The sequence below is a fragment of the Micromonospora cabrerizensis genome (assembly GCF_022230955.1).
Lineage (GTDB): Bacteria > Actinomycetota > Actinomycetes > Mycobacteriales > Micromonosporaceae > Micromonospora > Micromonospora cabrerizensis.
In genome coordinates this window covers 67,002-92,359 of sequence record NZ_JAKKFI010000040.1, presented here as the reverse complement: position 1 = coordinate 92,359, position 25,358 = coordinate 67,002, and the positions used below count along the sequence as shown (strand labels likewise).

Sequence of the window (25,358 nt, the reverse complement as noted above, 5' to 3'; positions counted from 1 at the left end):
TCCGCGCACCGGCCCACCGGCCGGCGAGCCCACCGACAGCCCACCGACGGCCCCACCCACTCCCGCCGACGCCAGAGGCAACGGGGGCATGGCCGGAAGTGGTGGCAGCCCGGCGGGGGAGGACGGCGACGGCGAGCCGGACCGCCCCGGGGCGCTGCCGGTTACCCGTCCACCCCGGGCGCTCACCCTGCCGGCGCTGGTCGCCGAGCTGCGTACCGCCATCACCGACCCGGCCGCCCCGGCGGCCCGGCGGCGCGCCGCGGCGGCCGAGCTGGCCCGGCTCGCCGCCGCCGGTGTCCCCGGCGCGCATCCCGACGACTGGTGGGGGTTGCGCGGGCTCTCCGACGACCGGCCGCTGGTCGACGAGGGCAAGCCGGTGCGGGTCACCCCGTCAGCGATGGAGAGCGCCCTGCGGTGCAGCCTGCGGTGGCTGCTGGAACGGCACGGTGGCAGTGGCCCGACCAGCACGGCGCAGGGGGTGGGCAACCTGGTCCACGCCGCAGCGATGCTCGCCGAGGACGCCAGCGCCGACCGGGGGGCGCTGCTCGACTACGTGGCGGCCCGGTTCGACGCGATCGAGCTGGCGGCGCGGTGGATGGCCGGGCCGGAGCGCGAGCGTGCCGAGGCGATGGTCGACAAGCTGCTGCGCTGGCTGGCCACCAACCCGCGTCGGCTGCTCGCGATCGAGCACGAGTTCGCGGTCCGCCTGGACGACCCGAACCGGCCGGTCGACCTGGCCGGCCGGGTGGACCGGCTGGAGGTCGACGAGGCCGGGCGGCTCGTGGTGATCGACCTGAAGACCGGCAAGTCCACCGCTGTCACCGGCAGCGAGCTTGCCGAACACCCGCAGCTCGGCGCCTACCAGGCGGCGGTGGAGGCGGGGGCGTTCGCCGAGTTCGGAGACGAGTCGGGCGGTGCGGCGCTGGTGCAGCTCGGCACCTCCGCCAAGGACGCGAGGGAACAGAATCAGCCGGCGGCCGGCGAGGGGCCCGCGGCCGGCTGGGCGACCGCGCTGGTCCGGCGGACCGCCGATACGATGGCAGCCGCCACGTTCGCCGCGGTGGCCAACTCGAAGTGCCGGGTCTGCCCGGTGCGTACCAGTTGCCCGGTCTCCGGGCAGGGGCGCCAGGTGGTCGAGCCGCCGACCGTCCGACGTCCGGAGAACCCATGACCCAGCCCACCCTGTTCGGCGCGGGCCCCGCGCCGACGCCCCGGCTGGCGGACTCCGGCCCCCGCTACACACCGGTCGAGCTGGCCAAGCTGCTGCGGTTGCCGGCACCCACCCGGGAACAGGCCGCGATCATCGCCGCCCCGGTGGAGCCGCTGCTGGTGGTCGCGGGCGCCGGCTCCGGCAAGACCGAGACGATGGCCGCTCGGGTGGTCTGGTTGGTGGCCAACTCGTACGTGCGCCCCGAGCAGATCCTCGGGCTGACCTTCACCCGGAAGGCGGCCGGCGAGCTGGCCCACCGGGTACGAACCCGGCTCGACCAGTTGATCCGCCGCGTGGGGCGGCAGGGTCGGGACCCGCTGGACGACCCGCTGGCCGGTGAACCCACCGTCTCCACGTACCACTCGTACGCGGGGCGGATCGTCACCGAGCACGGGCTGCGGGCCGGCTACGAGCCGTCCACCCGACTGCTCACCGAGGCGTCCCGTTGGCAGTTGGTCGACCTGCTGGTGCGCAACTACGACGGTGACATGTCCGAGGTGGACAGGATGCCGAGCACCATCACCGACGCGGTGCTGGCGCTCGCCGGGGAGTTGGACGAGCACCTGGTCGCGCCGGACCAGCTGGCGGCCTGGACCGGCCGGTTCTTCGCCGAGGTGCAGTCCCGGCCGGGCCGGGTGTACGCCGACGTGCGCAAGGCGCTCACCCTCCAGCAGACCCGGCTGCGCCTGCTGCCGCTGGTGCGGGCGTACGCCCGGCGCAAGGAGGACTTCGAGGCGATGGACTTCGCCGACCAGCTCGCCCGGGCGGCCCGGGTGGCCCGGGACCACCCGGGGGTCGGTCAGATCGAGCGGGACCGCTTCCGGGTGGTGCTGCTCGACGAGTACCAGGACACCAGTCACGCCCAGGTGGTGTTGCTCAACGCGCTGTTCGGTGGCGGGCACCCGGTGACCGCGGTGGGCGACCCGTGCCAGTCGATCTACGGCTGGCGGGGGGCCAGCGCGGGCACACTGGACCGGTTCCCCACCGAGTTCGCCCGCGCCGACGGTGAGCCGGCCCCGGCGCTGGGGCTCACCACGAGTTGGCGCAACCGCCCGGAGATCCTCCGGGTGGCGAACGCGCTCTCCACCCCGCTGCGGGCGGCGGGTGCCCGGGTGCCGGAGCTGCGCTCCGCGCTGACCGTCCGGGACCCGATCCCACACCGCAGCCCCGGCGGTGCCGCCGGCGGCACCGTGCACTGCGCGATGCTGTCCACGTACGCCGACGAGGCCGACTGGATCGCCGACAGCGTGCTCGCCGCCTGGCGCGGCGCGGCCCGGATGCCAGGGGCGGCCCCCGAGCACATCCCGGTGGCACAACGCCCGACGACGGCCGTGCTGGTGCGGGTGCGCAGCCAGATCCCGGCGATCGAGTCGGCGCTGCGCGAGCGCGGTCTCCCGGTCGAGGTGGTCGGGCTGGGCGGCCTGTTGGACACCCCCGAGGTACGCGACGTGGTCTGCACGCTGCGGGTGCTGGCCGACCCGACCGACGGTGCCGCGCTGCTGCGGTTGCTCACCGGCGCCCGTTGGCGGATCGGGCCGCGTGACCTGGTGGCGTTGCACCGGCGTGCTCGGGCCATCGCCAACGCCCGGCGACAGGTTGCCGCCGACGACACCTCGGAGATCAGCCCCGACCTGCTGGACGAGGCGACCCTGGTGGAGGCGCTGGCCGATCTCGGCCCGGCGCAGGCGTACTCGGCGGAGGGCTTTGCGCGGCTGCGCGCGTACGGGCTGGAGTTGGCCCTGCTGCGCTACCGGCTGGACCAGGCCCTGCCGGACCTGATCGCGGACATCGAGCGGACCATCGGCCTGGACGTGGAGGTCGCGGTGCGGGCCGGCCGCGACGGTGCCGGCGACGCGGGCCTGGCCCGGGGTCACCTGGACGCGCTGGGGGACGTGGCGGCCCGCTTCAGCGGGGAGACCCCGGGGGCGACGCTCTCCGGCTTCCTGTCCTACCTGGCCGCGGCCGAGGACGAGGAGCGTGGTCTGGCGCCGGGCGAGGTCGAGGTGGTGGAGGGCGCGGTGCAGGTGGTCACCGCGCACGCCGCCAAGGGCCTGGAGTGGGACGTGGTGGCCGTGGCCGGGCTGAGCCGTGGGCTGTGGCCGGGTCCGGTCCGCAACTCCGACCACTGGTTGGGTGGGCTGGGAGTGCTGCCGTTCCCCCTGCGCGGCGACGCCGACGGGTTGCCGGAGCTGGCGCTCGACGAGGCGGCCGACCAGCGTGCGGTCGCCCGTGCGGTGACCGACTTCACCGACGCCTGGCGGGCCCACGACGAGCGGGAGGAACGCCGGCTGACGTACGTGGCCGTCACCCGACCGCGCCGGCTGCTGCTCTGCTCCGGCTACTGGTGGGGGGAGGGCACGAAGCGACCACGAGGTCCGTCGGTCTTTCTGCGTGAGGTGTACGACGCCTGCCTGGACGGCGGGCCGGGGCACCTCATCGACGTGTGGGCGCCGGAGCCGACCCCGGATGCGACGAACCCGACGGCCGAGGTGGTGCTGCGCGCGGAGTGGCCGGCCGACCCGTTGGGCGGTCGTCGGCCGGCACTGGCCGAGGCGGCCGGGTTGGTGCGCCGCCTGATGACCGACGGTCCGGCTCCGGTGCTCGCCGGGCCGGTCGGCTCGGTGGTGGCCGGGCCGATGGTGACCGTCGAGCCGGAGGTGGACCCGGAGGTGGCGCGCTGGCAGCGCGAGGCGGATCTGCTGCTGGCCGAACGGGCCGAGCTGACCAGGCTCTCCGGTGCGGTCGAGGTGGCCCTGCCCGGGCAGTTGAGTGTCACCCAGCTGGTGGCGTTGCGGCGTGACCCGGCCGGGTTGGCCCGTACGCTGCGCCGCCCGGTGCCGACCGAGCCCAACCCGTACGCCCGGCGCGGTACGGCGTTCCATGCCTGGTTGGAGCAGCGCTTCGGCGCCGACCGCCTGCTGGACCTGGACGAGTTGCCCGGCGCGGCCGACGCGGATGCCGCGCCCGACGAGGCGCTGGTCGAGTTGCAGGAGCGGTTCCTGGCCAGCGAGTGGGCCGACCGGTCACCGGTGGAGGTGGAGGTGCCGTTCGCCACGGTGATCGCCGGGGTGGTGGTGCGGGGGCGGATGGACGCGGTCTTCGCGCGGCCGGGTGGGCGGTTCGACGTGGTCGACTGGAAGACCGGCGCGCAGCCGACCGGGCCGGCGGCGGACGTGGCCGCCGTGCAGTTGGCCGTGTACCGGTTGGCCTGGGCGGAGCTGGCTGGCGTGCCGCTCGAAAAGGTCGGTGCGGCCTTCCACTACGTCCGGCACGGCGTGACGGTGCGGCCCGCTGACCTGCTGGATGTGACGGGGCTCACGGCCATGATCGCCCAGTTGCCCGAAGATTCCGCCCAACATTGACCGCTCGCGGGAAAACCATGATACGTTGACCGGGTTGCAGTTTTGGTTACCAGAGACTCTGTGTGCGCCTGGCGGGATTGTGGCCCCAGGCGCTCTTTGTTGTGTCCGGAGTTCTCCGGGCGGGGCGACCAGAAGCGACAGGCGATTCGCGCATCCCCGCGCGGAGCGCTCCTCTTCGGGCACGCAACAAGTGCGAGTCCGACGTTCCGTCAAGGAGACGAAACACATGGCTATTGGCACCGTGAAGTGGTTCAACGCTGACAAGGGCTTCGGCTTCATCACCCCGGACGGCGGCGGCGCTGACGTCTTCGCCCACTTCTCGGCGATCCAGTCCTCCGGCTACCGGAGCCTGGACGAGAACCAGCGGGTCGAGTTCGAGGTGACCCAGGGCCAGAAGGGCCCGCAGGCGGAGAACATCCGCCCGCTCTGATCTTCGGATCGGTCAGCATTACCTGTCGCGCCCTCCGGGTGTGACGGTGACGGGACCGGCCCGCCTCGCCGCCGCCTGCCCTCGCAGGCGGCGGCCCGGTGGCGGGCCGGCCCGTACTCCAATCGGTTCGTGCTTGTGAGTCCTGGCTGCCTTTTTGCCGCCGGTGACAGCGCCGACTTCGGCGCCCTCCCTCGACACGTGCCGCGTCGAGGAAGGCTCCCGCATGACCACAGTTATTCCTTCTTTCGCTCATACCGGGCTGGCACCGGCGCTGCTCACCGCGTTGACCGCGCAGGGCATCAACGAGCCGTTCCCGATCCAGTCGGCGACGCTGCCCGACTCGCTCGCCGGTCGGGACGTGCTGGGCCGGGGTCGTACCGGCTCCGGCAAGACCCTCGCCTTCGGGCTCCCGCTGCTGTCGCGCACCGCCGGCCGTAAGGCCCGCCCGGGTCGCCCGCTCGCCCTGGTGCTGGTGCCGACCCGTGAGCTGGCCCAGCAGGTCACCACCGCGCTCGCCCCGTACGCCCGCGCTGTCGGGCTGCGCTGCACCACCGTCGTCGGCGGGCTGTCGTTGCAGCGGCAGGCTGACGCTCTGCGGGCCGGCGCCGAGGTGGTTGTCGCCACCCCCGGCCGGCTGCACGACCTGATCAACCGCGGTGACGCCCGGCTCGACCAGGTCGAGATCACCGTGCTGGACGAGGCCGACCAGATGGCCGACATGGGCTTCCTGCCGCAGGTCACCAAGCTGCTGGAGCAGGTTGCGCCGCAGGGTCAGCGGATGCTCTTCTCCGCCACCCTGGACGGTGGTGTGGACCGGCTGGTCCGCCGCTTCCTGAGCAACCCGGTCACCCACTCGGTCGACCCGGGCACGGCCACCGTGACCGCGATGACCCACCACGTGCTGCACGTCGACGCACTGGACAAGCCCGACGCGCTGACCCGGATCGCCGCCCGCGAGGGCCGCACCATCCTGTTCATGGGCACCAAGCACCGCGCCGACCGCCTGGCCCGTCAGCTGCTGTCCAAGGGCGTACGCGCGGCCGCGCTGCACGGCGGCAAGTCCCAGCCGCAGCGCACCCGGATCCTGGAGCAGTTCCGCAACGGCCAGGTGACCGCTCTGGTCGCCACCGACGTCGCGGCCCGGGGCATCCACGTGGACGGCCTGGACATGGTGGTCAACGTGGACCCGCCGACCGAGGCGAAGGACTACCTGCACCGCGGCGGCCGCACCGCCCGGGCCGGCGAGTCCGGTTCGGTGGTCACCCTGGTCCTGCCCGAGCAGCGCCGGGACGTGTCCCGGCTGATGGCCACCGCTGGCATCCGGCCCGAGTCGGTCCAGGTGCGCTCCGATGGCGAGGCGTTGGCCCGGGTGACCGGTGCCCGCGAGCCGTCCGGGGTGCCGGTGACCATCGCCGCGCCGCCGGCTCCCGCCGCTCGTGGGGGACGCGGTGTCGGTGGCACTGCCACCGATGGTGGCGCCCGCCCGGCGCACCGCGCGTCGGGTCGGTCCCGCCGTCCGCGCCGCCCCCGTACCGTCTGATCTTCTGCGCCTCGACCGACCCGCCCCGCTTCGGCGCGGCGGGTCGGTCTGTCTTCGGCCCCGACCGACCAGACTTCTGAGTCGGTAATCAGCCTGTGTCGGGTCGGCTGGCCGACTGCGCCACGGCTGAGCGTGGTCAAGGCTGACCACCGGGGGAAAGCCGGGCGGGGGGCCCGGCACGGGAGGGGTGACCATGGCGGGCGAAGCCGGCTCGGGTGCACTACGCGAACTGATCCTGGTGGTCGCGGTCGCGCTCGCCGGGCTGTTGCTCGCCATGGTTGCGGCCTTCGCACCCTGGCACGCCACCCCGGCGGGCAACGCTCCCGCCGGTCTGGTGGAGCTGCACGGCCCTGGCGACCAGGGTTCCGGCCCGGCGGTGGCACACGTGGGTTGAGCATCGTCCGGCCGACCGGTGCCGGCGGAGGGGCAGGCCCGGTCAGGATCGGTACGAGATGTGGCCGGGTCGGCGGGGCACCGACCCGGCCACATCGCCCTGCTCGGGTGCCCGGGCACGATGTGCCAACGCAGGATCGCGCTCGATCCAGGGAAGTAGGTCCCTCGGCTTGTGGGCGAGGCCACTACATCGGTGATCGAGCGCGATCATGAGCGCGGTGCGTCGGTGCCGACCGAACTCGGGGCGTGGGTGAGCAGGTCGGCCAGGGTGGTGCTGTCGACCACCGTGGCGATCGCCCCGTGCACCGCCAGCCAGACGTCGGTCAGGCCGGAGGCCACGCCGTGGTAGCCGGCGCGTTCGGCCGGTAGGCCGCGCACCGTGGTGAGCGAGCCGCCGACCGCCCGCAACACGTCCCCAACGGTGATCCCGTCGGCTGGGCGGGTCAGCGCGTACCCGCCGTCGGCGCCGCGATGGCTGTGCAACAGACCGGCTCGGCGTAGGTCGAGCAGGATGCCCTGAAGGAAGCTGAGCGGGATGTCCTGCACCTCGGCCAGGCTGGCGGCCTTCACCAACTCAGCGCCCCCGCTGCCGTCGCCGCCGCGACTGGCGGCGGCGACGGCGAGCATCGCCCGGAGCGCGTAGTCGCTGCGCGCTGAGACGTACACGGGTCAGTTGCCCGCCTGGTCGAGCACGCCCCAGCGCCGCCGGATCGCCTTGTCCGCCGCGCCGAAGGCGGCATCCACGCCGAGACCGAGCACCAGGATGACGATCATGGTGGAGAGCAGCCAGGGTGCGTCGGACAACTCGCGGGAGTAGGTCAGCTGCGCGCCGAGCGAGGTCTGCGAGATGCCGACCACGATCAGCTCACCGGCCATCAGGCTGCGCCAGGAGAACGCCCAACCCTGCTTGAGCCCGGCGACGATCGCCGGCAGGGCGGCCGGCGCGATGACGTACCGGTAGAGGTTGAGCCCTCGGGCACCCAGGTTGCGACCGGCGCGCAGCAGCAGCGGCGGCACGTAGTCCACACCGGAGATCACCCCGTTGGCGATGGACGGCGCCGCGCCGAGCACCACCACGAAGAAGATCGCCTTCTCGCTCAGCTCGAACAGGAGGATGGCCAGCGGGAACCAGGCGATCGACGGCATGGTCTGCAACGCCGTGATCATCGAGCCGATGGCGGCCCGGAGCACCTTGGACCGGGCCACCGCCAGGCCCAGCAGCAGGCCGACCGCGACCGAGAAGACGTAGCCGACGGCGGCCCGCCGCAACGTGGTGACCAGGCCCTCCCAGAGCTGTGGGCCCTGAGCCTGGTTGACCAGCTCGCGGCCGACCTCCAGCGGCCCCGGCAGCGAGTACGGCGGCTTCCAGCCCGACCAGACCACCAGTTGCCAGGCCAGGATGGCGATGGCCAGCGCGGCGAGCTTGGGCCAGGTGGCGGCCCAGAACCGGGAACCTCGGGAAACCTCCGGGTCCCGGCCGGCGATCTCCAGCGCGTCCAGGCCGGAGATCTGCGCGTCGGTACGCGCGGTGTTGGTCAGGGTGTCACTGGCCATGGCGGCCCACCTCCGTACGGAGCCGCTCGGTGACCTCGGCGGCGATGGCGGCGACCTCGGGGGAGTCGATCCGTCGGGGGCGCGGGATGTCCACCTCGGTGGAGTAGATGATCCGGCCGGGTCGGCTGGAGAGCAGGATGATCCGGTCGGCCAGTCGGGCGGCCTCGCGAACGTTGTGCGTCACGAAGAGCACCGAGAGGTTGCGCTCGGACCAGATGCGTTCGAGCTCGTCGTGCAGGATGTCCCGGGTCATCGCGTCCAGCGCGCCGAACGGCTCGTCCATCAGCAGCACCGGCGTGTCCAGGGCCAGCGTGCGGGCCAGCGCGACCCGCTGCCGCATACCCCCGGAGAGCTCGTGCGGGCGCTTGCGGCCGAAGTCGGCCAGGTGCACCGTACGCAGCAGCTCGGCGACCCGCTCGCGCCGCTGGGCCCGGGGCAGCCGGCGCAGCTTCAGCGGCACCTCGACATTGCCGTCGACGGTCAGCCAGGGGAACAGCGCCGGCTCCTGGAACATCAGACCCGGGTTGGCGTCCCCGGCCAGGGTGATCTGCCCGCCGCTGGGCCGGTCCAGCCCCGCGACCAGGTTCAGCAGGGTGCTCTTGCCGCAGCCGGAGGCTCCGACCAGGCAGACGAACTCGCCGGGCGCGACGTCCAGCGACACTCCGTCCAGGGCCAGGACGGCGTTCGGCCCGCGCCCGTACACCTTGGTCACGCCCGAGAGCGCGACCGCGGTGGTCGCGCTCTGCGGCGTCGTCGTGGTCGACGTCATGGCTGGGTGACCTCGGGCTTGCCGACCGACTTGAGGGCGTTGTTGAGGTACTTGAGGTCGTACAGGCCGTTGAGGTCGACCGGTTCGGTCAGCTTGACCTCGACGGCGTGGTCGAGGCCGGCCTTGAGCGAGGTCGCGATCGGGTCGTTGGTGAACTCCAACGTGGGCCACGCCTGCTTGATGAGCTTCAGGTCCAGAGGCTTTCCGGTGATCTTGCCGATCGCGTCGGAGATGGCCTGCTGGGCCTCCTCGGGCTTGCTGTTGACGAACTCGTTCGCGGCCACCTGGCCGTCGACCAGCCGCTGCACCACGTCCGGGTGTGCCTTGAGGAACTTCGTGCTGACCAGCAGGTTGGTGATGACGAACTTCTTGTCCGGCCACAGGTCGCGCTCGTCGACGAGCACCTTGCCGCCGGCGTTGACCAGGCGGGAGACGAACGGCTCGGGCACCCACGCGCCGTCGATCGCGCCACTGTTGAACGTCTCGACCGTCTGGGCGTTCTCCTGCGGCACGATCTTGACGTCGCCGCCACCCTCCTTGGTGGTGGTCAGACCCTGCTGCTTGAGCCAGTAGCGGATCGCCACGTCCTGGGTGTTGCCCAGCTGCGGGGTGGCGATCTTCTTGCCCTTCAGGTCCTGCGGGCCGGCGATGCCGGGCTTGACCACCAGCGCCACGCCGCCGGAGGCCGCGCCGGAGATGACCCGGACGGCCTCGCCCTTGGACTTGGAGAAGGCGTTCACCGTCGGGTTCGGACCGATGTAGGTGGCGTCCAGTGCGCCGGAGAAGACGGCCTCGATGGCGGCCGGGCCGGCGTTGAAGGTCTTCGGGTCCAGCTTGACGTCGGCGCCGAGCTTCTCGGCGAAGATGCCCTTCTCCACCCCGACGACGGCCGGCGCGTGGGTGATGTTGGGGAAGTAGCCGAGGCGCAGCGTCACCGGGCCGGAGCTGCCGCCCGCGCCCTCGCTGTCGTCGCCGCACGCGGCGGTGCTGCCCAGGGTCGCCGCACCGAGGGCGGCGAGAGTGGCCAGGGTGACCAATCGGCGCAAGGGAAGCCGTCTCATCGTCCATCCAATCCGCAGTATTCCTACTTAGTTGGTAGGAAGACTGGGCCAGGGTGCTGCCAGCGTCAAGGCTCGTCCACATGACGGGATCACGCGTCTCAGATATGTCGGTATTTCCTACCAGCTTGGTAGGGTGCCCGACACCTGGCGGCCGGCAGAGAGGCGAATTCGCGATGACCTTCCACTGGTTCCTGCCCACCTCCGGCGACGGCGACCAGGTCGGCGCCGCCACCGTCACCGCGGGCGCCGCCCGGCACGACCGCGCCGCCACCGTGGCCTATCTGGCCGAGGTCGGCCGAGCCGCCGAGACGAACGGCTTCACCGCCGTGCTCACCCCCGTGGGCGCCGGCTGCCCCGACCCGTGGATCGTCTGCGCGGCGATCGCCCAGCACACCGAGCGGCTCGGCATGCTGGTCGCCGTCCGGGCCGGCTTCGCGCTGCCCACCCTGATCGCCCAGCAGGCCGAGGCGTTCCAGGCCATTTCCGGTGGCCGGCTGTCGCTCAACATCGTGACCGGCGGAGACCCGGCCGAGCAGCGGGCGTACGGAGACTTCCTCGGGCACGACGACCGCTACGCGCGCACCGGCGAGTTCATCGACGTGCTTCGCCGGGCCTGGGCCGGTCGACCCTTCGACTACGCCGGGAGGCACTACCGGGTCGACCAGGGCGGCCTGGCCACCCCGCTCGCCGAGCCACCCCCGGTCTACTTCGGCGGCGCGTCCCCGGCCGCCGAGACGGTGGCCGCCCGACAGGCCGACGTGTACCTGATGTGGGGCGAACCGCCGACGTCGATCGCCGCCCGGGTCGCCCGGGTGCGGGCACTCGCCGCCGAGCAGGGCCGCACCCTGCGCACCGGCCTGCGACTGCACGTCATCGCCCGACCCAGCAGCGCCGAGGCGTGGGTGGAGGCCGACCGGCTGCTGGCCGGGATGAGCCCCGAGCGGATCGCCGCCGCCCAGGCCAGGTTCCGCCGGATGGACTCGGTGGGGCAGGCCCGGATGGCCGCGCTCAACGCCGGTCGCACCGACGGGCTCACCGTCGCGCCGAACCTCTGGGCCGGCGTCGGCCTGGTCCGCGAGGGCGCCGGCACCGCGCTGGTCGGCAGCTACGCCGAGGTGGCGGCCCGCATCGACGAGTACGCGGCGCTCGGCGTCGACGAGTTCGTCCTCTCCGGCTGGCCACACCGGGAGGAGGCCGAGCGGGTCGGTGCCGAGGTGCTGCCCCTGGTGACGGCCCCGGTCGCGGCGGCTCCGGGGAGGTCGCAGGTGGTGGGGGTGTCGACGCGCTAGGGTCGACTCCGTGGCGGCGCGGAGATCCAGAATTCCAGCGACGAAGTATCCGGTCGAGCGGTTCACCCTCGACAACGGCCTGCGGGTGGTGCTCACCCCTGATCGCAGTGCCCCGGTGATCGGGGTGGCGGTGGTCTACGACGTCGGCATCCGCTCGGAGCCGGAGGGGCGTACGGGCTTCGCCCATCTCTTCGAGCACCTGATGTTCCAGGGTTCGGAGAACCTGGAGAAGCTGGCCCACTTCCGGCACGTGCAGGGCGCTGGTGGCACCTTCAACGGCTCCACCCACCTGGACTACACCGACTACTTCGAGACGCTGCCCAGCAACGCGTTGGAACGCGCGCTGTTCCTGGAGGCGGACCGGATGCGGGGCCCCCGGCTGACCGAGGAGAACCTGCGCAACCAGGTCGACGTGGTCAAGGAGGAGATCCGGGTCAACGTCCTCAACCGGCCGTACGGCGGCTTCCCCTGGCTGACCCTGCCGCCGGTCATGTTCGACACCTTCCCGAACGCGCACGACGGCTACGGCTCCTTCGACGACCTGGAGTCGGCGACCGTCGCCGACGCCGCGGACTTCTTCCGCCGCTACTACGCCAGCGGCAACGCGGTCCTCGCCGTCAGCGGCGACATCGACGTGGCCGAGGCGACCGAGCTGGTCACCCGGCACTTCGGTGACGTGCCGGCCCGGCCGGCGCCGAAACGCCCCGACTTCACCGAGCCCGAGCTGACCGCCGAGCGGCGCACCTCGTACACCGATGCCCTGGCGCCGCTGCCGGCGGTGGCCGGCGCCTGGCGCGTGCCCGACCCGGTCACCGACTTCGCCGGCTACCTGCCGTTCGTGGTGTTGGCCGAGGTGCTCACCGACGGCGACGCGTCGCGGCTGGTCGAGCGGCTGGTGCAGCGCGACCGCACGGTGACCAGCCTCGGCGGATACCTCGGTTTCATGGGTGACCCGTTCGACGTCCGCGACCCCACCGCGCTGCTGTTGCAGGCGCACCTGCCACCCGGGGGCGACGTGGACAAGGTGCTGCGCACCATCGACGAGGAGCTGGACCGGCTGGCCACCGACGGGCTGACTGACGGTGAGCTGGCCCGCACCCAGGCCCGGATGGCGACCCACCTGCTGCGGGACACCGACGCGGTGCTCGGCCGGGCGCTGCGGATGGCCGTGCTGGAGCAACAACGCGGTGAGCCGGGCCTGCTCAACGAGTTGCCCCGGCTGGTCGGCGACGTCACCGAGGACCAGGTCCGGGCCGCCGCGGCCACCCTGCGGCCGGAACGCCGGGCCGCGATCGAGGTCATTGCCGGAGGCGGTCGGTGAGCGCGAGGAGTGAGCCGGTTTTGCGAGCCCCGCAGTCGCGAACGAATTGTGGCCCGGTGAGCGCGAGGAGTGAGCCGGTTTTGCGAGCCCCGCAGTCGCGAACGAATTGTGGCCCGGTGAGCGCGAGGAGTGAGCCGGTTTTGCGAGCCCCGCAGTCGCGAACGAAGGTGACACAGTGACGACGACCACCGCTCCTGTCGGGCCTCGCACGCTGCCGCCGCTGGGGCCGACCCGCAAGCTCAAGGTGCCCAGGCAGGCCGAACGTACGCTGCGCAACGGCCTCACCGTGATCGCCGTCCGCCGGCCCGCCGTGCCGCTGGTCGAGCTGCGGCTCTGGGTGCCGTTCGGTCGGGTGCACCTGGCCCGCGGCGCGATGCTCTCGCAGACGATGCTCTCCGGCACCGAGTCGATGACCAGTGTGCAGCTAGCCGCCGAGTTGCAGAAGGTGGGTGGCGGGCTCTCCGCGGGCGTCGACCCGGACCGGCTGATGCTCTCCGGCGCCGGGCTGGTCACCGGCCTGGACCGGATGCTGGAGCTGCTGGCCGAGGTGCTGACCGGCGCCAGCTACCCGAGCGACGAGGTGGCCACCGAACGCGACCGACTGGTCGACCGGATCCAGGTGGCACAGAGCCAGCCGGCGCACCTGGCCCGCGAGGCGCTGCTGAAGCGGATCTACGGCCGGCACCCGTACGCGACGCAGACCCCGGAGCCGGGCCAGATCCGCGCCGTCCGACCGGCGGCGTTGCGCACCCTGCACGCGGAGCGGGTCCATCCGGCCGGCGCGCAGTTGGTGCTGGTCGGTGACGTGCAGCCGGAGAAGGCCCTGGACGCGGCCGAGCGGGCGCTCGGCGGCTGGGCCGGCGCCGGGCGCGTCGCCGAGCTGCCGGTGACGCCGCCGCTGGAGCCGGGCCCACTGCTGCTGGTCGACCGGCCGGGCTCGGTGCAGTCCTCGCTGCGGATCGCGCTTCCGGCGGTGTCCCGTACCGACCCCGACCACGCCCCGCTGCAACTGGCCAACCTGATCTTCGGTGGCTACTTCTCCTCCCGTTGGGTGGAGAACATCCGCGAGGACAAGGGCTACACGTACGGCCCGCACTCGGGGATCGAGCACTCCGTTGCCGGGTCGGTGCTGGTGGCCTCCGCCGAGGTGGCCACCGAGGTCACCGGGCCGGCGCTGCTGGAGACGACGTACGAGCTGGGCCGGTTGGCGTCGTTGCCGCCGAAGCCCGAGGAGTTGGAGCAGGCCCGTCAGTACGCCCTGGGCACCCTCCAGCTCGGCATGTCCACCCAGGCGGGGTTGGCGGCGTTGACCAGCGCGTACGCGGGCAACGGGTTGCGTCTGGACTTCCTCGCCGAGTACGCGGCGAGGTTGGCGAAGGCGAGCATCGACGATGTCGCGCGTGCGGGCGCCCGGTACCTGGCACCGGCCCGGGCGGCGATCGTGGTGCTCGGCGACGCCGAGCGGGTCACCCCCGGTCTTGCCGCGCTGACTCCGGTCCACACCGAGCCGCTCCAGTGAGCGAGCGCAGCGAGCGAGCCATGGGGCTCAGCAGCGGGCCGTCTCACGGCGGCGCGGGGCGTAGCGGAGCGCCGGCGTGAGCGGGGAGGCGGCGCCGCCGCTGGCGCGGTCCACGCTGGATCGGGCGGCCCACCGGCGGGGCGACTCGCAGTGGCTGACCGAGGCGTGGCTGCGCGCCCGGGTGCTGCTGCTCGACTCGACCAACGAGGGTCGGGCCCTGGCCCGCACCGACTCGTCGCCCCCGGCGCTGGTGCTGTTCGGTGCGGCCGACGTGCCCGCCGGTTCCGAGTCGACGGCGATGTTCCTCGGTGTCGAGCCGGACGGGGTGCCGGTCTTCGCGGTCGACGCGCCGTTGCCGGCGCTACCGGGGACCCGGGCGGTCAACCTGCGCGAGGTGGGCCACCTGCTGGGCGACCGGGAGGCTGGCATCTTCACCACGGCGTTGGCGCTGCTCAACTGGCACACCCGGCACGGCTACTCGACGAGCACCGGGGCGCCGACCGCGATGGACGAGGCCGGTTGGTCCCGGGTGGACCGCAACGGTGGGCGGATCTGGCCGCGCACCGACCCGGCGATGATCGTGCTGGTGCACGACGGTGTGGACGGCTCGGACGGTCGCTGTCTGCTCGGCAACAACGCCGGTTGGCCGGGCACCCCGGGCGGCCGGCGCTACTCCTGCCTGGCCGGCTACGTGGAGCCCGGTGAGTCGGCGGAGGCCGCCGTGCTGCGCGAGGTCCGCGAGGAGGTGGGCATCGAGGTCGAGCGCATCGGGTACGTGGGCAGCCAGGCGTGGCCGTTCCCCGGCTCGCTGATGTTGGGTTTCCTGGCCACCGCGAACCCGAGCGATCCGGTGCGGGTCGACCCGTCCGAGATCGCGTACGCCCGGTGGTTCTCGCGCCAGGAGATCGGGGCGGCGCTGGCTGGGCGGACGGTGGACGTGGGTGACGGTGCCCAGCTGATCCTGCCGCCGCCGTCGTCGATCGCGCTGTTTCTCATCCACCGGTGGCTGGACGGCTGGGTGGACGCCGACCGGTGAGGCACGGTCCCGACCCGTGGCCGCCGTTGCCGCGGCGGTCACGGGCCGGGAACACGGGCCGTCGTGGTCGGTGGGTGCGAGAAACGCGGCGGGGGAGCCGGTCCGACCACGACGGACGTCTTGTCGAGTCAGGTGCTGGTGCGGCCGGGTCTGTGTCGGAAGGCGGCGCGGGGCTCGATCAGCGGCACGACCTTGACCCGTTGCTTGCCGGAGCGGACCGCCCCGACCGTGGCGAGAGCGCGGGCCAGCAGCAGTGCGGCGTCCCGGTCCTCGGCGTGCACGGTCTGCCGGCGCGGCTCGGGCGTGGTCGTCTCGTCGCGAAGTCGGTGGCCGTCTGCCCAGGCAGCGGCGATGTCTCCGTCGGCGACGGCGCGGATGTCGGTGCGAACGATCAGGAACCGCATGAGGGTCTCCGGATGAACCGCGATGGATAAGCCAGTGTGGAAGTTCCACGTATCCGAGGGCCATGTTACGCCCCGTGTTCGTCCCAGCAACTGAAACGCGCCTATCAGTTCGGCGCGTCGTCCGATCGGCGGAGGCAGCTCAGCGGGGTCGGCAGGCACGTACGACGACGGGGCCGCCGGCAGTGTGCCGACGGCCCCGTACCAGTCACCGGATCAGTTCAGATCGAACTGGCCCTTCTTGGCTCCGGTGATGAAACCGAGCCACCCGGCGCGGTTGAACAGCAGCACCGGACCGCCTCGGTCCTTGCTGTCGCGCAGGGCAACCGCTGACGGGCCGGTGTTGAGCGGGGCGACCTCCACGCAGTTGGAGGTCTGGCTGCGCGTGCTGGTGCGCCACGGGGCATCCGCCAGAGAGTGAGCGGAGGCGGACGGCGTGTTACGGATGTCGTTCATGGTTCTGCTCCTGATGTGAAGCGATCCGATGGGACGAGTGGTGCCGCACGCCCCGACGGAGGGTCCCCCGTGGATCACCGATCCGTCAGCCGCCCCGAGGCCCGGCGGCGCTGGGTCGGCGCCGTTGCCGGCCCGAACGCCACTGTGGATGGGGGCGCCGCCTCGGTCAGCCGTCCCGTTGACTCGATCAGCCAGGAGAGGGTGTCCTCGGCGTTAAGTGCCGACGTGCATAGCCACTCGAACACCACTTTATAGCGATTTAGCGCGATTGCCTCGGTCGACATGACGTCGGTGAAGCCACCTTCGATGGCCAATGTCTCCGGATCGAGGGGATCGGCGAACCGGTAGACCGAGAACGCGGTCGGCGGAAGGTACCAATTGCCGATCTGGGTGTCGCGAAGCAGCACGTGCAGCGTCACGTTCGGCAGCAGGGCCAGCTCGCAGAGCTGGAGCAGTTGCTCGTGCAGCACCTCGGGTGGCCCGGCGCGGCGGCCGAGGGCGGCCTCCTCCAGCACGGCGGTGTAGCGGGGCGCGTGCGGCTCACGCGTCAGCAGCGACTGACGGGCCATCCGCGCCTGCACCTCGGTCTCCGGCTCGTCGTCGGGCTCGGGCTCGCCCGCGCCCTCGCCCACCTGCCGGGCCGAGAGGATCCGGACCTGGGCGTAGCCCGGGGTCTGCAACAGACCGGGCACCAGCACTGGGTTGTACTCGGAGATCTCCGCGCAGCCCGCCTCCAACTCGGCCCAACTGCGCTGCTGCTGCGTCATCACCGGGAAGTTCTTCAACCAGCCGCGCATGTCGCCGGCCTCACTGGTGATGCCGAGCAACTCGTCGTGCACCGCCTTGTCGGCACCGTAGAGATCCAGCAGGTCGCCGACGTCCTGCGGGTCCGGTCGGCTGCGGCCATTCTCCAGGCGGGACAGTTTGGACGCGGAGGCCCAACCGATACGCTCGATGACCTGGTCGCCGGTGAGGCCCGCGGCCTCACGCAGGCGGCGCAGCTCGACGCCCAACCGGCGACGACGCAGGATCGGGCTGGGTGCGGCAGGAGGCACAGTGTCCTCTTTCCCGTCGACCGCCGCAGACGCGACGGTAACTGTATGAAATTCGCCCCCCACGGTCAGTATGGACGGCGCGACCGGTGTCGGAGGTTCCGGCGGGGGCGTGTCTTGCAAAAATCGGACCACGGGAATGCCGGACGATGACGGACCCGCGGTCGCGGCCCACGTCGACCTCGCCCACCCGGGCACGCCATCCCGCCGGAGGGACCCATGCGCACGATCCTGCGCCGACCCGACTTCCGCCTGCTCTTCGGCGGTCTGCTGGCCAGCATGACCGCCGAGTCGATCCTGCTGCTCGCGCTCGCCATCTGGGTCAAGGATCTGACCGGCTCGAACGGGCTGGCCGGTGCCACGATCTTCGCCGTCATCGCGCCGATGATGCTGGCGCCGCTGGTCGGCTGGTTCGTCGACCGATACCCGCGTCGGCCGTTCTTCCTGGCCGCGAACGTGCTCACCGCCGCCCTGCTCACCCCGTTGTTCACCGTCTCCGACGCGGGCGACGTCTGGATCGTCTACCTGGTGGCCGCCCTCTACGGGCTGTCGTCCATCACGCTCGGCGCGGCGCTCAGTGGGCTGATCCGGGAGATGGTGCCGGTCGAGCTGCTGGCCGAGGCGAACGGCCTGCTCCAGACCGTACGGCAGGGGATGCGGCTGATCGGGCCACTGGCCGGCGCGGCGCTCTACGCGGCGCTCGGTGGGTGGGCGCTGGCCGCAATCGGCATCGTCGGATTTCTGACCGCCGCGGCGGTGGTGACCGCACTGCCCACCCCACAGCAGGCGCCACCACCCGTCCGGCTGCGCTGGCCGGCCGAGCTGGGCGCGGGTCTGCGGCACCTCGCCGGCGAGCCGGCCCTGCGTCGGGCACTACTCGGCTACGGGCTGGGGTCACTGGTGATGGGCTTCAGCGAGTCGCTCATCTTCGCGTACGTCGACCAGGGCCTGAACCGGGACGCCGCCTTCGTGGGCGTGCTGGTCACCGTGCAGGGCGTGGGTGGGCTGCTCGGCGGGCTCTGCTCACCAGCGCTGGTCCGCAGGCTCGGTGAGCTCGGCACACTGGCCGCCGGGGTCGCGTTCTTCTCCCCGGCCGCGCTCGCGCTCGCGTACCCCGACATCCGGCTCGGGTTCGTGGCGGTGCTGCTGGCCGGAGTCTCTCTCCCGCTGACGATGGTCGGGCTGCACACGCTGATCCAGCGTCGGACCCCGCCCGCGCTGGTCGGCCGGGTCGCCGCGGCCACGCAGGCGGTGGTCAGCGGCCCGCAGGCGTTCTCCATCGGAGCGGGCGCCCTGCTGGTCGGGTTCCTGGACTACCGGCTGTTGTTCGTCCTGGTCGGGATGGCCACCCTGCTGGCCGGCAGCTACCTCTGGCGGGGACGGCACCTGAGCATGCCGCCCGGCACCCGGCCGCCCACGCCGACCCTCCCGGTGCTCCCGGCGCCCCGACGACCGGCAGAGGAAGCCGACCGGCCGCTGGCGACCGGCACCCACCTTCCGCCGCCCCGGTGACCGACCCCCGAACACGAGAAGCGGCCGCCCCGGGTGGGGCGGCCGCTCGTCGACAGTGATCTGGCCGGTCAGGCGGTGAGGGTTTCCAGGTGCTGCTTGACCTGGGTGATCGAGGGATTCGTCAGGGCGCTGCCGTCGTCGAAGCGCAGGGTCGGCACCGTCTGGTTGCCGCCGTTGACGCTCATCACGAACTCCGCGGCCTTCGGGTCCTGCTCGATGTCGACCACCTCGTACCCGATGCCCTCCCGGTCGAGCTGCGACTTCAGCCGGTGGCAGTAGCCGCACCAGGGGGTGGAATACATCGTCAACATGGTCGGATCCTCCAACTCCTCCGGCCGCGGCTTGCGGATCAAGCCGAGGCTGTTCGCTGCAACGTTAGGGGGAGCTGAGATGATTCCTGGTTGTGGTGGTTCACTCAGCGTCGGAACAGGTGCTCGCCGGGCTGGACCCGGAGCAGCGCTCCGCCGTGACCGCTCCCGCCGGCCCGGTCTGCATCCTGGCCGGCGCCGGCACCGGCAAGACCCGGGCGATCACCTCCCGGATCGCCCACCGGGCACTCTCCGGTGAGATATCCCCCCGGCACGTGCTCGCGGTCACCTTCACCGCCCGTGCCGCCGCCGAGATGCGACACCGTCTCACTCTGCTCGGGGCGCACGGTGTCCAGGCACGGACCTTCCACGCGGCCGCGTTGCGGCAGGTGCGGTACTTCGCGCCCCGGCTGCTGTCCGGCCGGGCCATGCCCGAGCTGCTGGACAGCAAGGTGCGACTGGTCACCCTCGCCGCGGCCCGGGTCGGCCTGCGCACCGACCGGGCCGCCGCGCGCGACCTGGCCGGCGAGATCGAGTGGGCCAAGTCGTCGCTGGTCGAGCCGGCGGACTACCCGGTGGCCGCTGCCCGGGCGATGCGCGAGACACCGCACGAGCCGGCGAAGGTGGCCGAGGTGTTCACCGCGTACGAGCAGCTCAAACGCTCGAACGGCGTGATCGACTTCGAGGACATGCTGCGCGCCGCGGTGTGGGGCATCGAGGAGCACCCGGACGTCGGCGAGCAGATCCGCACCCAGTACCGGCACTTCGTGGTCGACGAGTACCAGGACGTCAACCCACTCCAGCAGCGGTTGCTCGAAGCCTGGTTGGCCGGCCGCAACGACCTGACCGTGGTCGGCGACGCCAGCCAGACGATCTACTCGTTCACCGGGGCGACCTCGGCGTACCTGGTCGACTTCCCCCGCCGGCACCGCAACGCCACAGTGGTCCGGCTGGTCCGCGACTACCGCTCCACCCCGCAGGTGGTCGGGCTGGCCAACGCGGTGATCTCCCAGGCCCGGGGCACCGAGGCCCGGTTGCGGCTGGAGTTGAGCGGGCAGCGCCCGCCCGGCCCGGAGCCGGACCTGCGGATCTTCACCGACGAGCCGGCCGAGGCGAACGCGGTGGCCGCACGCTGCCGCGCGCTGATCGACGCGGGCACGCCGGCGAAGGAGATCGCCGTGCTGTTCCGGGTCAACGCGCAGTCCGAGGCGTACGAGAAGGCGCTCACCGAGGCCGCGGTGCCGTACGTCGTGCAGGGCGCGGAGCGGTTCTTCGAACGGACCGAGGTGCGCCAGGCGATGGTCGCGCTACGCGCCGCCACCCGGTCGATCCCCGGGGAGACACCGCTGCCGGCCGCCGTCGTCGAGGCGCTCACCGCGGTCGGCTGGGCCCCGGACGCACCCCCGGCCGGTGGCGCCGCCCGTGAGCGCTGGGAGGCGCTGTCCGCGCTGGTCCAGCTCTCCGAGGAGTACGCGGCCACCCCCGAGGTGGTGCCGATCGGCGAGGCCGCGTCGGTGGAACGTCCCGTCACCCTCACCGACTTCACCGAGGAACTGGCCCGCCGGGCCGCCCAGCAGCACGTACCGACGGTGGACGGGGTGACCCTCGCCTCGCTGCACTCCGCAAAGGGGCTGGAGTGGGACGCGGTCTTCCTGATCGGCCTCGCCGAGGGCACCCTGCCCACCACGTACGCCAAGACCGTCGAGCAGGTCGAGGAGGAGCGTCGGCTGCTCTACGTCGGGATCACCCGCGCGCGGCAGTGGCTCTGGCTGTCGTACGCCGCCGCACGCTCGCCGGGCGGACGGGCCCGGCGGCCGTCGCGGTTCCTGCCCCAGCTCGACCGCTCCGGCGGCACCGAACGGGCAACCGGCGGCACCGGTCCGGCCCGCCGCCCCGAGCGGCGTCGAACCCAGATCGTCTCCTGCCGGATCTGCGGTGCCACGCTGCTCGCCGGCCCGGACCGCAAGCTGGGTCGGTGCCCCACCTGCCCGTCCGACATCGACGATGAGCTGCACGAACGACTGCGCGAGTGGCGGCAGCGGGTGGCCGGGGCGCAGAAGGTTCCCGCCTACGTGGTCTTCACCGACGCGACGCTGATCGCGCTGGCGGAGCGGCGGCCCGAGCGGTCGGAGGAACTGATCGCCATCGCCGGTATCGGCCCCCGCAAGCTGGGCCTCTACGGGGAATCGGTGCTGGCGCTGGTGGGGGGCGCGGGGGTGGACGATGTCTGCCCGGAGAAAACTTTCGAAATCTCGTCGTAAATTCGTTTGCCCTCGCCCCGGCGCGAGGAATAGCCTCAGGACACACCACGCGAGCGGCGCCATTCCGGCTGCTCACGGGGGTTGGTCCAGTCGATCCGAGGAACGTGAGGGAGGTGGCACCCGTGAAGATCTTCACCTATGAGCGTCTGGCGGCGATGCCGTCTGTCCACGCTCCGCTGTCGGCTGTCCGGGTGGCCCTCACGGCTGCACGACCGTCGGTTCCGCAGGTGCACCAGGTTCAGACCGAGCTGAGCCTGACCGTCGCACCAGTCGGAGTCGAGGGGACCAGTGGCTCTACGGGCAATGGCATCCAGATCGCCAAGAAGCGCATGGATGTCCGCGGCGTTCCACCTCGAGGTAAACCGGTCTGACCATCAGACACCGGCTCACCTCGAGGCCGCGGAACCCGCTTACCGGGATCCGCGGCCTCAGTTTTTTGCCCGCCGTAAGTACGTCGGAATGCGATCCACGAGATCGAAGTGAGAGAGAGGTGACCGGGAGATGAGTCTGGCGTTGGCCCCCCTCGACATGAGCGTCGAGATGGAGGCGAACCTGCCCTGCCGGAAGTTCGACCCCGACCTGTGGTTCTCCGACTCGCCCACCGAGCTCGAGCTGGCCAAGTCGCTCTGCGGGGACTGCCCGCTGCGCGTCGAATGCCTGGCCGGAGCCGTTGAACGAGCAGAGCCGTGGGGCGTCTGGGGCGGCGAGATCTTCGAGCGTGGCGCGGTCGTCCCGCGTAAGCGGCCCCGTGGCCGTCCGCGTAAGGAGGACGTCGCTCGTGACGCCGAGCTTCGGGTCGAGGCCGAGGCGCGTCTGGCGGCCAGTGGGCTGTCCGAGGTGCGTGGCGCGGTCCGGCTGGCAGCCTGACGTGTTCCCGATCCGTTCCAACTACGCCGGTGTCACACCGGCAGTGAGTGAGAAGACGATGTTCAACGTCCCCAGTGGAGCCTTCGAGATGCAACTACTCCACGAAGCGTTGTCCCGGGCTCGAATGCGCCGGCCTCAGGCCGGTCGTACCACCACGAGCACTGAGGCAACCCGATCCGCCCGTACCGTCGCCATGAACAGCCGCAACAAGACGGCACGCGACCTGGGCGTTCTCTAGTACCACCGCACACAGGAGGGCGGGTGCCGACCGGCACCCGCCCTCCTCGACGTCCTCAGGCTTGTGGACGGTCAGGCTTGTCGACAGCCTCAGGCTTGTCGACGTCCTCAGGCTTGTCGACAGCCTCAGGCTTGTGGACGGCCTCAGGCGACCGAGGCGAAGCCGGGCAGCCAGCGCTCCAGGATGCTGCGGTACGGGGCCTTCGCCTCCAACTGGCAGAGCACCCCGATCGAGCCGAGCGTCACCCGGTGGATCAACAGGTACGACGGCGGCAGGTTGAGTTGCCTGCTCAGCTGGTACGTGGGGGACCGCGGGCTGGCCAGTCGGCCCGCCTCGGCGCGCAGCCAGGCCCGGGTGAAGCGGAACCCGTCCGCAGCGATGGGCTCCAGCATCGGTCGGATGAAGTCGAGCACCCCCTCGGCGTCGATCTCCTCGGTGGAGCCGATGAAGCCCTCCGAGCGCAGACCCGCCACCACCTCGTCGGCGTCGCCGCGCAGAGCCATCGCGGCGATGCGACCGATCGGCTCCGGCGTGCCCTCCGGCATCCGGGCCACCGCGCCGAAGTCGATCACCCCGAGTCGGCCGTCGGGCAGCAGCCGGAAGTTTCCCGGGTGCGGGTCGGCGTGCAGCAGCCCGGCCCGCTGCGGGGCGGAGAGGTGCAGGGTGGCCATCAACCGGCCCGCCTCGTCCCGTTCCTCCTCCGTGCCCTCGCGGATGATGTCGGCCAGCGGCGTGCCGGTCACCCACTCGGTGACCAACACCCGGGGCGCCGCGTTGATCACCTGCGGGATGTAGATCTCCGGGTCGTCGGCGTACGCGGCCGCGAAGGCGCGCTGCGACTCGGCCTCCAGCTCGTAGTCCAGCTCCTCGGTGATCCGCTCGCGCAGCTCGACCAAAAGCGGCTTGACGTCCAGACCGGGCTGAATGGCCCGGAACATCCCACCCAGCCGGGAGAGCTGCTTGAGGTCGGAGAGCAACGCTTCGCCGGCGCCCGGATATTGGATCTTGACGGCCACGTCGCGGCTGTTCGGTGCGCCCGACTCGTCGAACCCCGGCTCCCGCCACCGTGCCCGGTGCACCTGGCCGATGCTGGCGGCAGCCGCCGGGGTGTCGTTGAACTCGACGAACAGGTCCCGCCAGTCGGGGCCGAGCTGCTCGGCCAGCACCTTGTGCACGCTGGCGACCGGCAGCGGTGGCGCCGCCTCCTGGAGCTTCGTGAGTGCCTGGCGGTAGGGCGCCGCGATCTCCTCCGGCAGTGCCGCCTCGAAGACCGACAGCGCCTGCCCGAACTTCATCGCACCACCCTTGAGCTGGCCCAACACGCTGAACAGCTGCTCGGCGGTGCGCTGCTGGATCTCCGCGGAGATCACGTCGGAGGCGAGCCCGGTGACGCGCTTTCCCATGCCGAGAACGGTCCGGCCGGCGAAGCCGAGCGGCAGGGCGGCGAGCTTGGCGGTGCGGGACACGGCGCGGCGCGGGATGTCGGTCACACGGTCATTGTTACCGACCGGAGGGCTCCGCTGCTGCTCTGCGGCCGGGCTGGTGCGGACACTCGACCCCGCGAGCACCCGCACGCCGGGTGTGGCGGCCAGCCCCGACGGCGGAAGCGGCCGGCGTCGGTGATCTCCATCGCCCCACCGAGCGTCTCCGGCTGGCCGCCGTCGAGCTGCGTCAGCGCCTCGCCCAGCGCGTACCCGATGGCGGCCAGCAGCGTGCTGGTCGCCCCCGAGGCGACCGGGTCGGTGGCGGCGAGTTGAGCGGAGAGCCGCGGCCAGTCCGGGTCGCGGTCGGCCCGGTGCAGCTCGACGCAGTGCAGGCAGGGCCCGGCGGGTGGGCGGACCAACGGCCCGACGACGGGTACGCCCTCGCGCAGCGTGACCAGCAGGTGTGGCTGCCGGCGTTGGGCCAGACCGGCGGCGACCAGAGCGGGTGGCCGGTCCGTGCCGAGCTGGATCACCAGGTCTACCCGGGTGGCCCGGCCCGGCTGGGTGCCGGTGCCCGGTGCGACGCGGTCGACCGCGGCCCGTACCGCCCGTGCCAGCGGGTGGCCCAGCTCGGTGGCGGGGATGCCCGTGCCGACCAGGTCGACGGGGCGAACCGGGCCGGTGAGGTGGGGGATCACCTGCCCGACGCCGGCCTGGGCCAACGCCACCGTCAGCGGCCCGCCGAGCGCCCCGGCGCCGGTGAGCACGACCCGGCTGGTCCGCTGCCGGCGCAGGACCTGTGCAGGGGTGCCGGGCAGTCGAGCGCCGGCCAGGGCCAGCGCGCCGGCCTCCGCCGCCAGCCGGGCGCGAACCGGGCCGGCCAGGTCACGGGGGAGCAGGCTGTGCGCGGGCACCAGCAGCCCGGCCGTACGCAGGGCGTCGAGCAGCGTACGTGCCTCGTCGGCGGTGACCCGGACGGTGGCCGCCTGCGTCAGCACCGCGCGTTCGCTGCGGGTGCCGTCGAGCAGGTCGAGCAGGTGGGCGGCTCGGGGATTGGCCAGTTCGAGCAGCACGGCCGGCCCCGGCCCGACGCCGAGCTGGAGGGTGTGCCGGTCCCGCCAGAGCCGGTTGAGGCCGGGCAGCAGCATGGGGCGGGGCAGTGCGGTGCGATTCATGGTCACCAATCGTGACCGTTGCTTCGCGTTCGGTCGATCGTTGTCCACAGGCGCTCAGGCCGCTGTCCAGCGTTGTCCACAGGCTTTGGCCGGTTTTCCACAGCCCGCCGACAAGGCTGTCGGTCACCCGACAGGTCGCCGAGGACCGGCCGACCCCCGAGACGGCAACGGGGCGGGGTG

The 25,358-nt window shown here is 72.3% G+C and carries 23 protein-coding genes; 13 read left to right on the top strand and 10 right to left on the bottom strand.

The window, feature by feature from the left end; all coding sequences use genetic code 11:
* From LADH09A_RS04110 to LADH09A_RS04090, 5 genes are all read left to right on the top strand, one after another.
* Positions 1-1,171, top strand: a 1,171-nt coding sequence (locus LADH09A_RS04110) for a RecB family exonuclease (protein ID WP_238643378.1), incomplete at its 5' end; no start/stop codon positions are given.
* The gene (locus LADH09A_RS04105; protein WP_238643377.1) at positions 1,168-4,572 is read left to right on the top strand and encodes an ATP-dependent helicase; all 3,405 of its coding nucleotides are present in this window, start codon (positions 1,168-1,170) and stop codon (positions 4,570-4,572) included. The genes LADH09A_RS04110 and LADH09A_RS04105, both read left to right, overlap by 4 nt.
* A gap of 226 nt (positions 4,573-4,798) precedes the next feature.
* Positions 4,799-5,002: a transcription antiterminator/RNA stability regulator CspE gene (gene cspE / locus LADH09A_RS04100; RefSeq protein WP_007464836.1), complete on the top strand. Its 204-nt coding sequence runs from the start codon at positions 4,799-4,801 to the stop codon at positions 5,000-5,002.
* Positions 5,003-5,225: 223 nt separating this feature from the next.
* The gene (locus LADH09A_RS04095; RefSeq protein ID WP_238643376.1) at positions 5,226-6,542 is read left to right on the top strand and encodes a DEAD/DEAH box helicase; all 1,317 of its coding nucleotides are present in this window, start codon (positions 5,226-5,228) and stop codon (positions 6,540-6,542) included.
* Positions 6,543-6,735: 193 nt separating this feature from the next.
* Positions 6,736-6,936 (top strand): hypothetical protein, encoded by a 201-nt coding sequence (locus tag LADH09A_RS04090; RefSeq protein ID WP_088950064.1) that lies wholly within the window; start codon positions 6,736-6,738, stop codon positions 6,934-6,936.
* 206 nt (positions 6,937-7,142) lie between these two features.
* Here LADH09A_RS04090 and LADH09A_RS04085 read toward each other — a convergent pair whose 3' ends face one another.
* The 4 genes from LADH09A_RS04085 to LADH09A_RS04070 are packed head-to-tail and all read right to left on the bottom strand — an operon-like array spanning position 7,143 to position 10,319.
* The gene (locus tag LADH09A_RS04085; RefSeq protein ID WP_238643375.1) at positions 7,143-7,601 is read right to left on the bottom strand and encodes an RrF2 family transcriptional regulator; all 459 of its coding nucleotides are present in this window, start codon (positions 7,599-7,601) and stop codon (positions 7,143-7,145) included.
* A gap of 3 nt (positions 7,602-7,604) precedes the next feature.
* Positions 7,605-8,489: an ABC transporter permease gene (locus LADH09A_RS04080; protein ID WP_088950062.1), complete on the bottom strand. Its 885-nt coding sequence runs from the start codon at positions 8,487-8,489 to the stop codon at positions 7,605-7,607.
* Positions 8,479-9,258: an ABC transporter ATP-binding protein gene (locus LADH09A_RS04075; RefSeq protein WP_238643374.1), complete on the bottom strand. Its 780-nt coding sequence runs from the start codon at positions 9,256-9,258 to the stop codon at positions 8,479-8,481. Before LADH09A_RS04075 ends, LADH09A_RS04080 begins: the two co-directional genes overlap by 11 nt.
* Positions 9,255-10,319, bottom strand: a complete 1,065-nt coding sequence (locus tag LADH09A_RS04070) for an ABC transporter substrate-binding protein (protein ID WP_238643373.1) — start codon at positions 10,317-10,319, stop codon at positions 9,255-9,257. The genes LADH09A_RS04075 and LADH09A_RS04070 overlap by 4 nt, the downstream gene beginning before the upstream one ends.
* 173 nt (positions 10,320-10,492) lie before the next feature.
* On the opposite strand from LADH09A_RS04070, the gene LADH09A_RS04065 reads away from it, so the two are divergent.
* The 4 genes from LADH09A_RS04065 to nudC all read left to right on the top strand — a co-directional run bounded on the left by LADH09A_RS04065 (position 10,493) and on the right by nudC (position 15,484).
* A complete protein-coding gene (locus LADH09A_RS04065; protein ID WP_238643372.1) occupies positions 10,493-11,608 on the top strand; it encodes an LLM class flavin-dependent oxidoreductase in 1,116 nt (371 codons plus the stop codon).
* A 10-nt stretch (positions 11,609-11,618) separates the two neighbouring features.
* Positions 11,619-12,929 (top strand): M16 family metallopeptidase, encoded by a 1,311-nt coding sequence (locus LADH09A_RS04060; protein WP_238643371.1) that lies wholly within the window; start codon positions 11,619-11,621, stop codon positions 12,927-12,929.
* Between the two features lie 175 nt (positions 12,930-13,104).
* Positions 13,105-14,448, top strand: a complete 1,344-nt coding sequence (locus tag LADH09A_RS04055; RefSeq protein ID WP_238643370.1) for a M16 family metallopeptidase — start codon at positions 13,105-13,107, stop codon at positions 14,446-14,448.
* Between the two features lie 76 nt (positions 14,449-14,524).
* The gene (gene nudC, locus LADH09A_RS04050; protein ID WP_238643369.1) at positions 14,525-15,484 is read left to right on the top strand and encodes an NAD(+) diphosphatase; all 960 of its coding nucleotides are present in this window, start codon (positions 14,525-14,527) and stop codon (positions 15,482-15,484) included.
* Between the two features lie 128 nt (positions 15,485-15,612).
* Here the strand turns inward: nudC and LADH09A_RS04045 are convergent, their stop codons facing one another.
* The 3 genes from LADH09A_RS04045 to LADH09A_RS04035 form a co-directional block, all read right to left on the bottom strand.
* Positions 15,613-15,888, bottom strand: a complete 276-nt coding sequence (locus tag LADH09A_RS04045) for a hypothetical protein (RefSeq protein WP_238643368.1) — start codon at positions 15,886-15,888, stop codon at positions 15,613-15,615.
* Positions 15,889-16,101: 213 nt separating this feature from the next.
* The gene (locus LADH09A_RS04040; RefSeq protein WP_238643367.1) at positions 16,102-16,341 is read right to left on the bottom strand and encodes a DUF397 domain-containing protein; all 240 of its coding nucleotides are present in this window, start codon (positions 16,339-16,341) and stop codon (positions 16,102-16,104) included.
* A 74-nt stretch (positions 16,342-16,415) separates the two neighbouring features.
* Entirely contained in the window at positions 16,416-17,396 is a 981-nt protein-coding gene (locus LADH09A_RS04035; protein WP_238643366.1) for a helix-turn-helix domain-containing protein, read from the bottom strand.
* A 216-nt stretch (positions 17,397-17,612) separates the two neighbouring features.
* Here LADH09A_RS04035 and LADH09A_RS04030 point away from each other — a divergent pair, with 216 nt between their 5' ends.
* Positions 17,613-18,905 carry an MFS transporter gene (locus tag LADH09A_RS04030; protein ID WP_238643365.1) on the top strand — a complete coding sequence of 431 codons (1,293 nt, stop codon included), beginning with the start codon at positions 17,613-17,615 and terminating at the stop codon, positions 18,903-18,905.
* Between the two features lie 68 nt (positions 18,906-18,973).
* On the opposite strand, the gene LADH09A_RS04025 is transcribed toward LADH09A_RS04030, so the two are convergent.
* Positions 18,974-19,216: a mycoredoxin gene (locus LADH09A_RS04025; protein ID WP_088952000.1), complete on the bottom strand. Its 243-nt coding sequence runs from the start codon at positions 19,214-19,216 to the stop codon at positions 18,974-18,976.
* A gap of 92 nt (positions 19,217-19,308) precedes the next feature.
* Here LADH09A_RS04025 and LADH09A_RS04020 point away from each other — a divergent pair, with 92 nt between their 5' ends.
* The 3 genes from LADH09A_RS04020 to LADH09A_RS04010 all read left to right on the top strand — a co-directional run bounded on the left by LADH09A_RS04020 (position 19,309) and on the right by LADH09A_RS04010 (position 22,341).
* Positions 19,309-21,474 (top strand): ATP-dependent DNA helicase UvrD2, encoded by a 2,166-nt coding sequence (locus LADH09A_RS04020; RefSeq protein WP_238643364.1) that lies wholly within the window; start codon positions 19,309-19,311, stop codon positions 21,472-21,474.
* A gap of 122 nt (positions 21,475-21,596) precedes the next feature.
* Positions 21,597-21,845, top strand: a complete 249-nt coding sequence (locus tag LADH09A_RS04015) for a hypothetical protein (RefSeq protein WP_238643363.1) — start codon at positions 21,597-21,599, stop codon at positions 21,843-21,845.
* Between the two features lie 130 nt (positions 21,846-21,975).
* On the top strand, positions 21,976-22,341 hold the full coding sequence (locus LADH09A_RS04010) for a WhiB family transcriptional regulator (protein ID WP_030490434.1): 366 nt from the start codon (positions 21,976-21,978) through the stop codon (positions 22,339-22,341).
* A gap of 381 nt (positions 22,342-22,722) precedes the next feature.
* Here LADH09A_RS04010 and LADH09A_RS04005 read toward each other — a convergent pair whose 3' ends face one another.
* Complete coding sequence (locus LADH09A_RS04005) at positions 22,723-24,069, bottom strand: ABC1 kinase family protein (RefSeq protein WP_238643362.1); 1,347 nt, start codon at positions 24,067-24,069, stop codon at positions 22,723-22,725.
* Entirely contained in the window at positions 24,066-25,178 is a 1,113-nt protein-coding gene (locus LADH09A_RS04000) for a TOMM precursor leader peptide-binding protein (protein ID WP_238643361.1), read from the bottom strand. Before LADH09A_RS04000 ends, LADH09A_RS04005 begins: the two co-directional genes overlap by 4 nt.
* Positions 25,179-25,358: the final 180 nt, after the last annotated feature.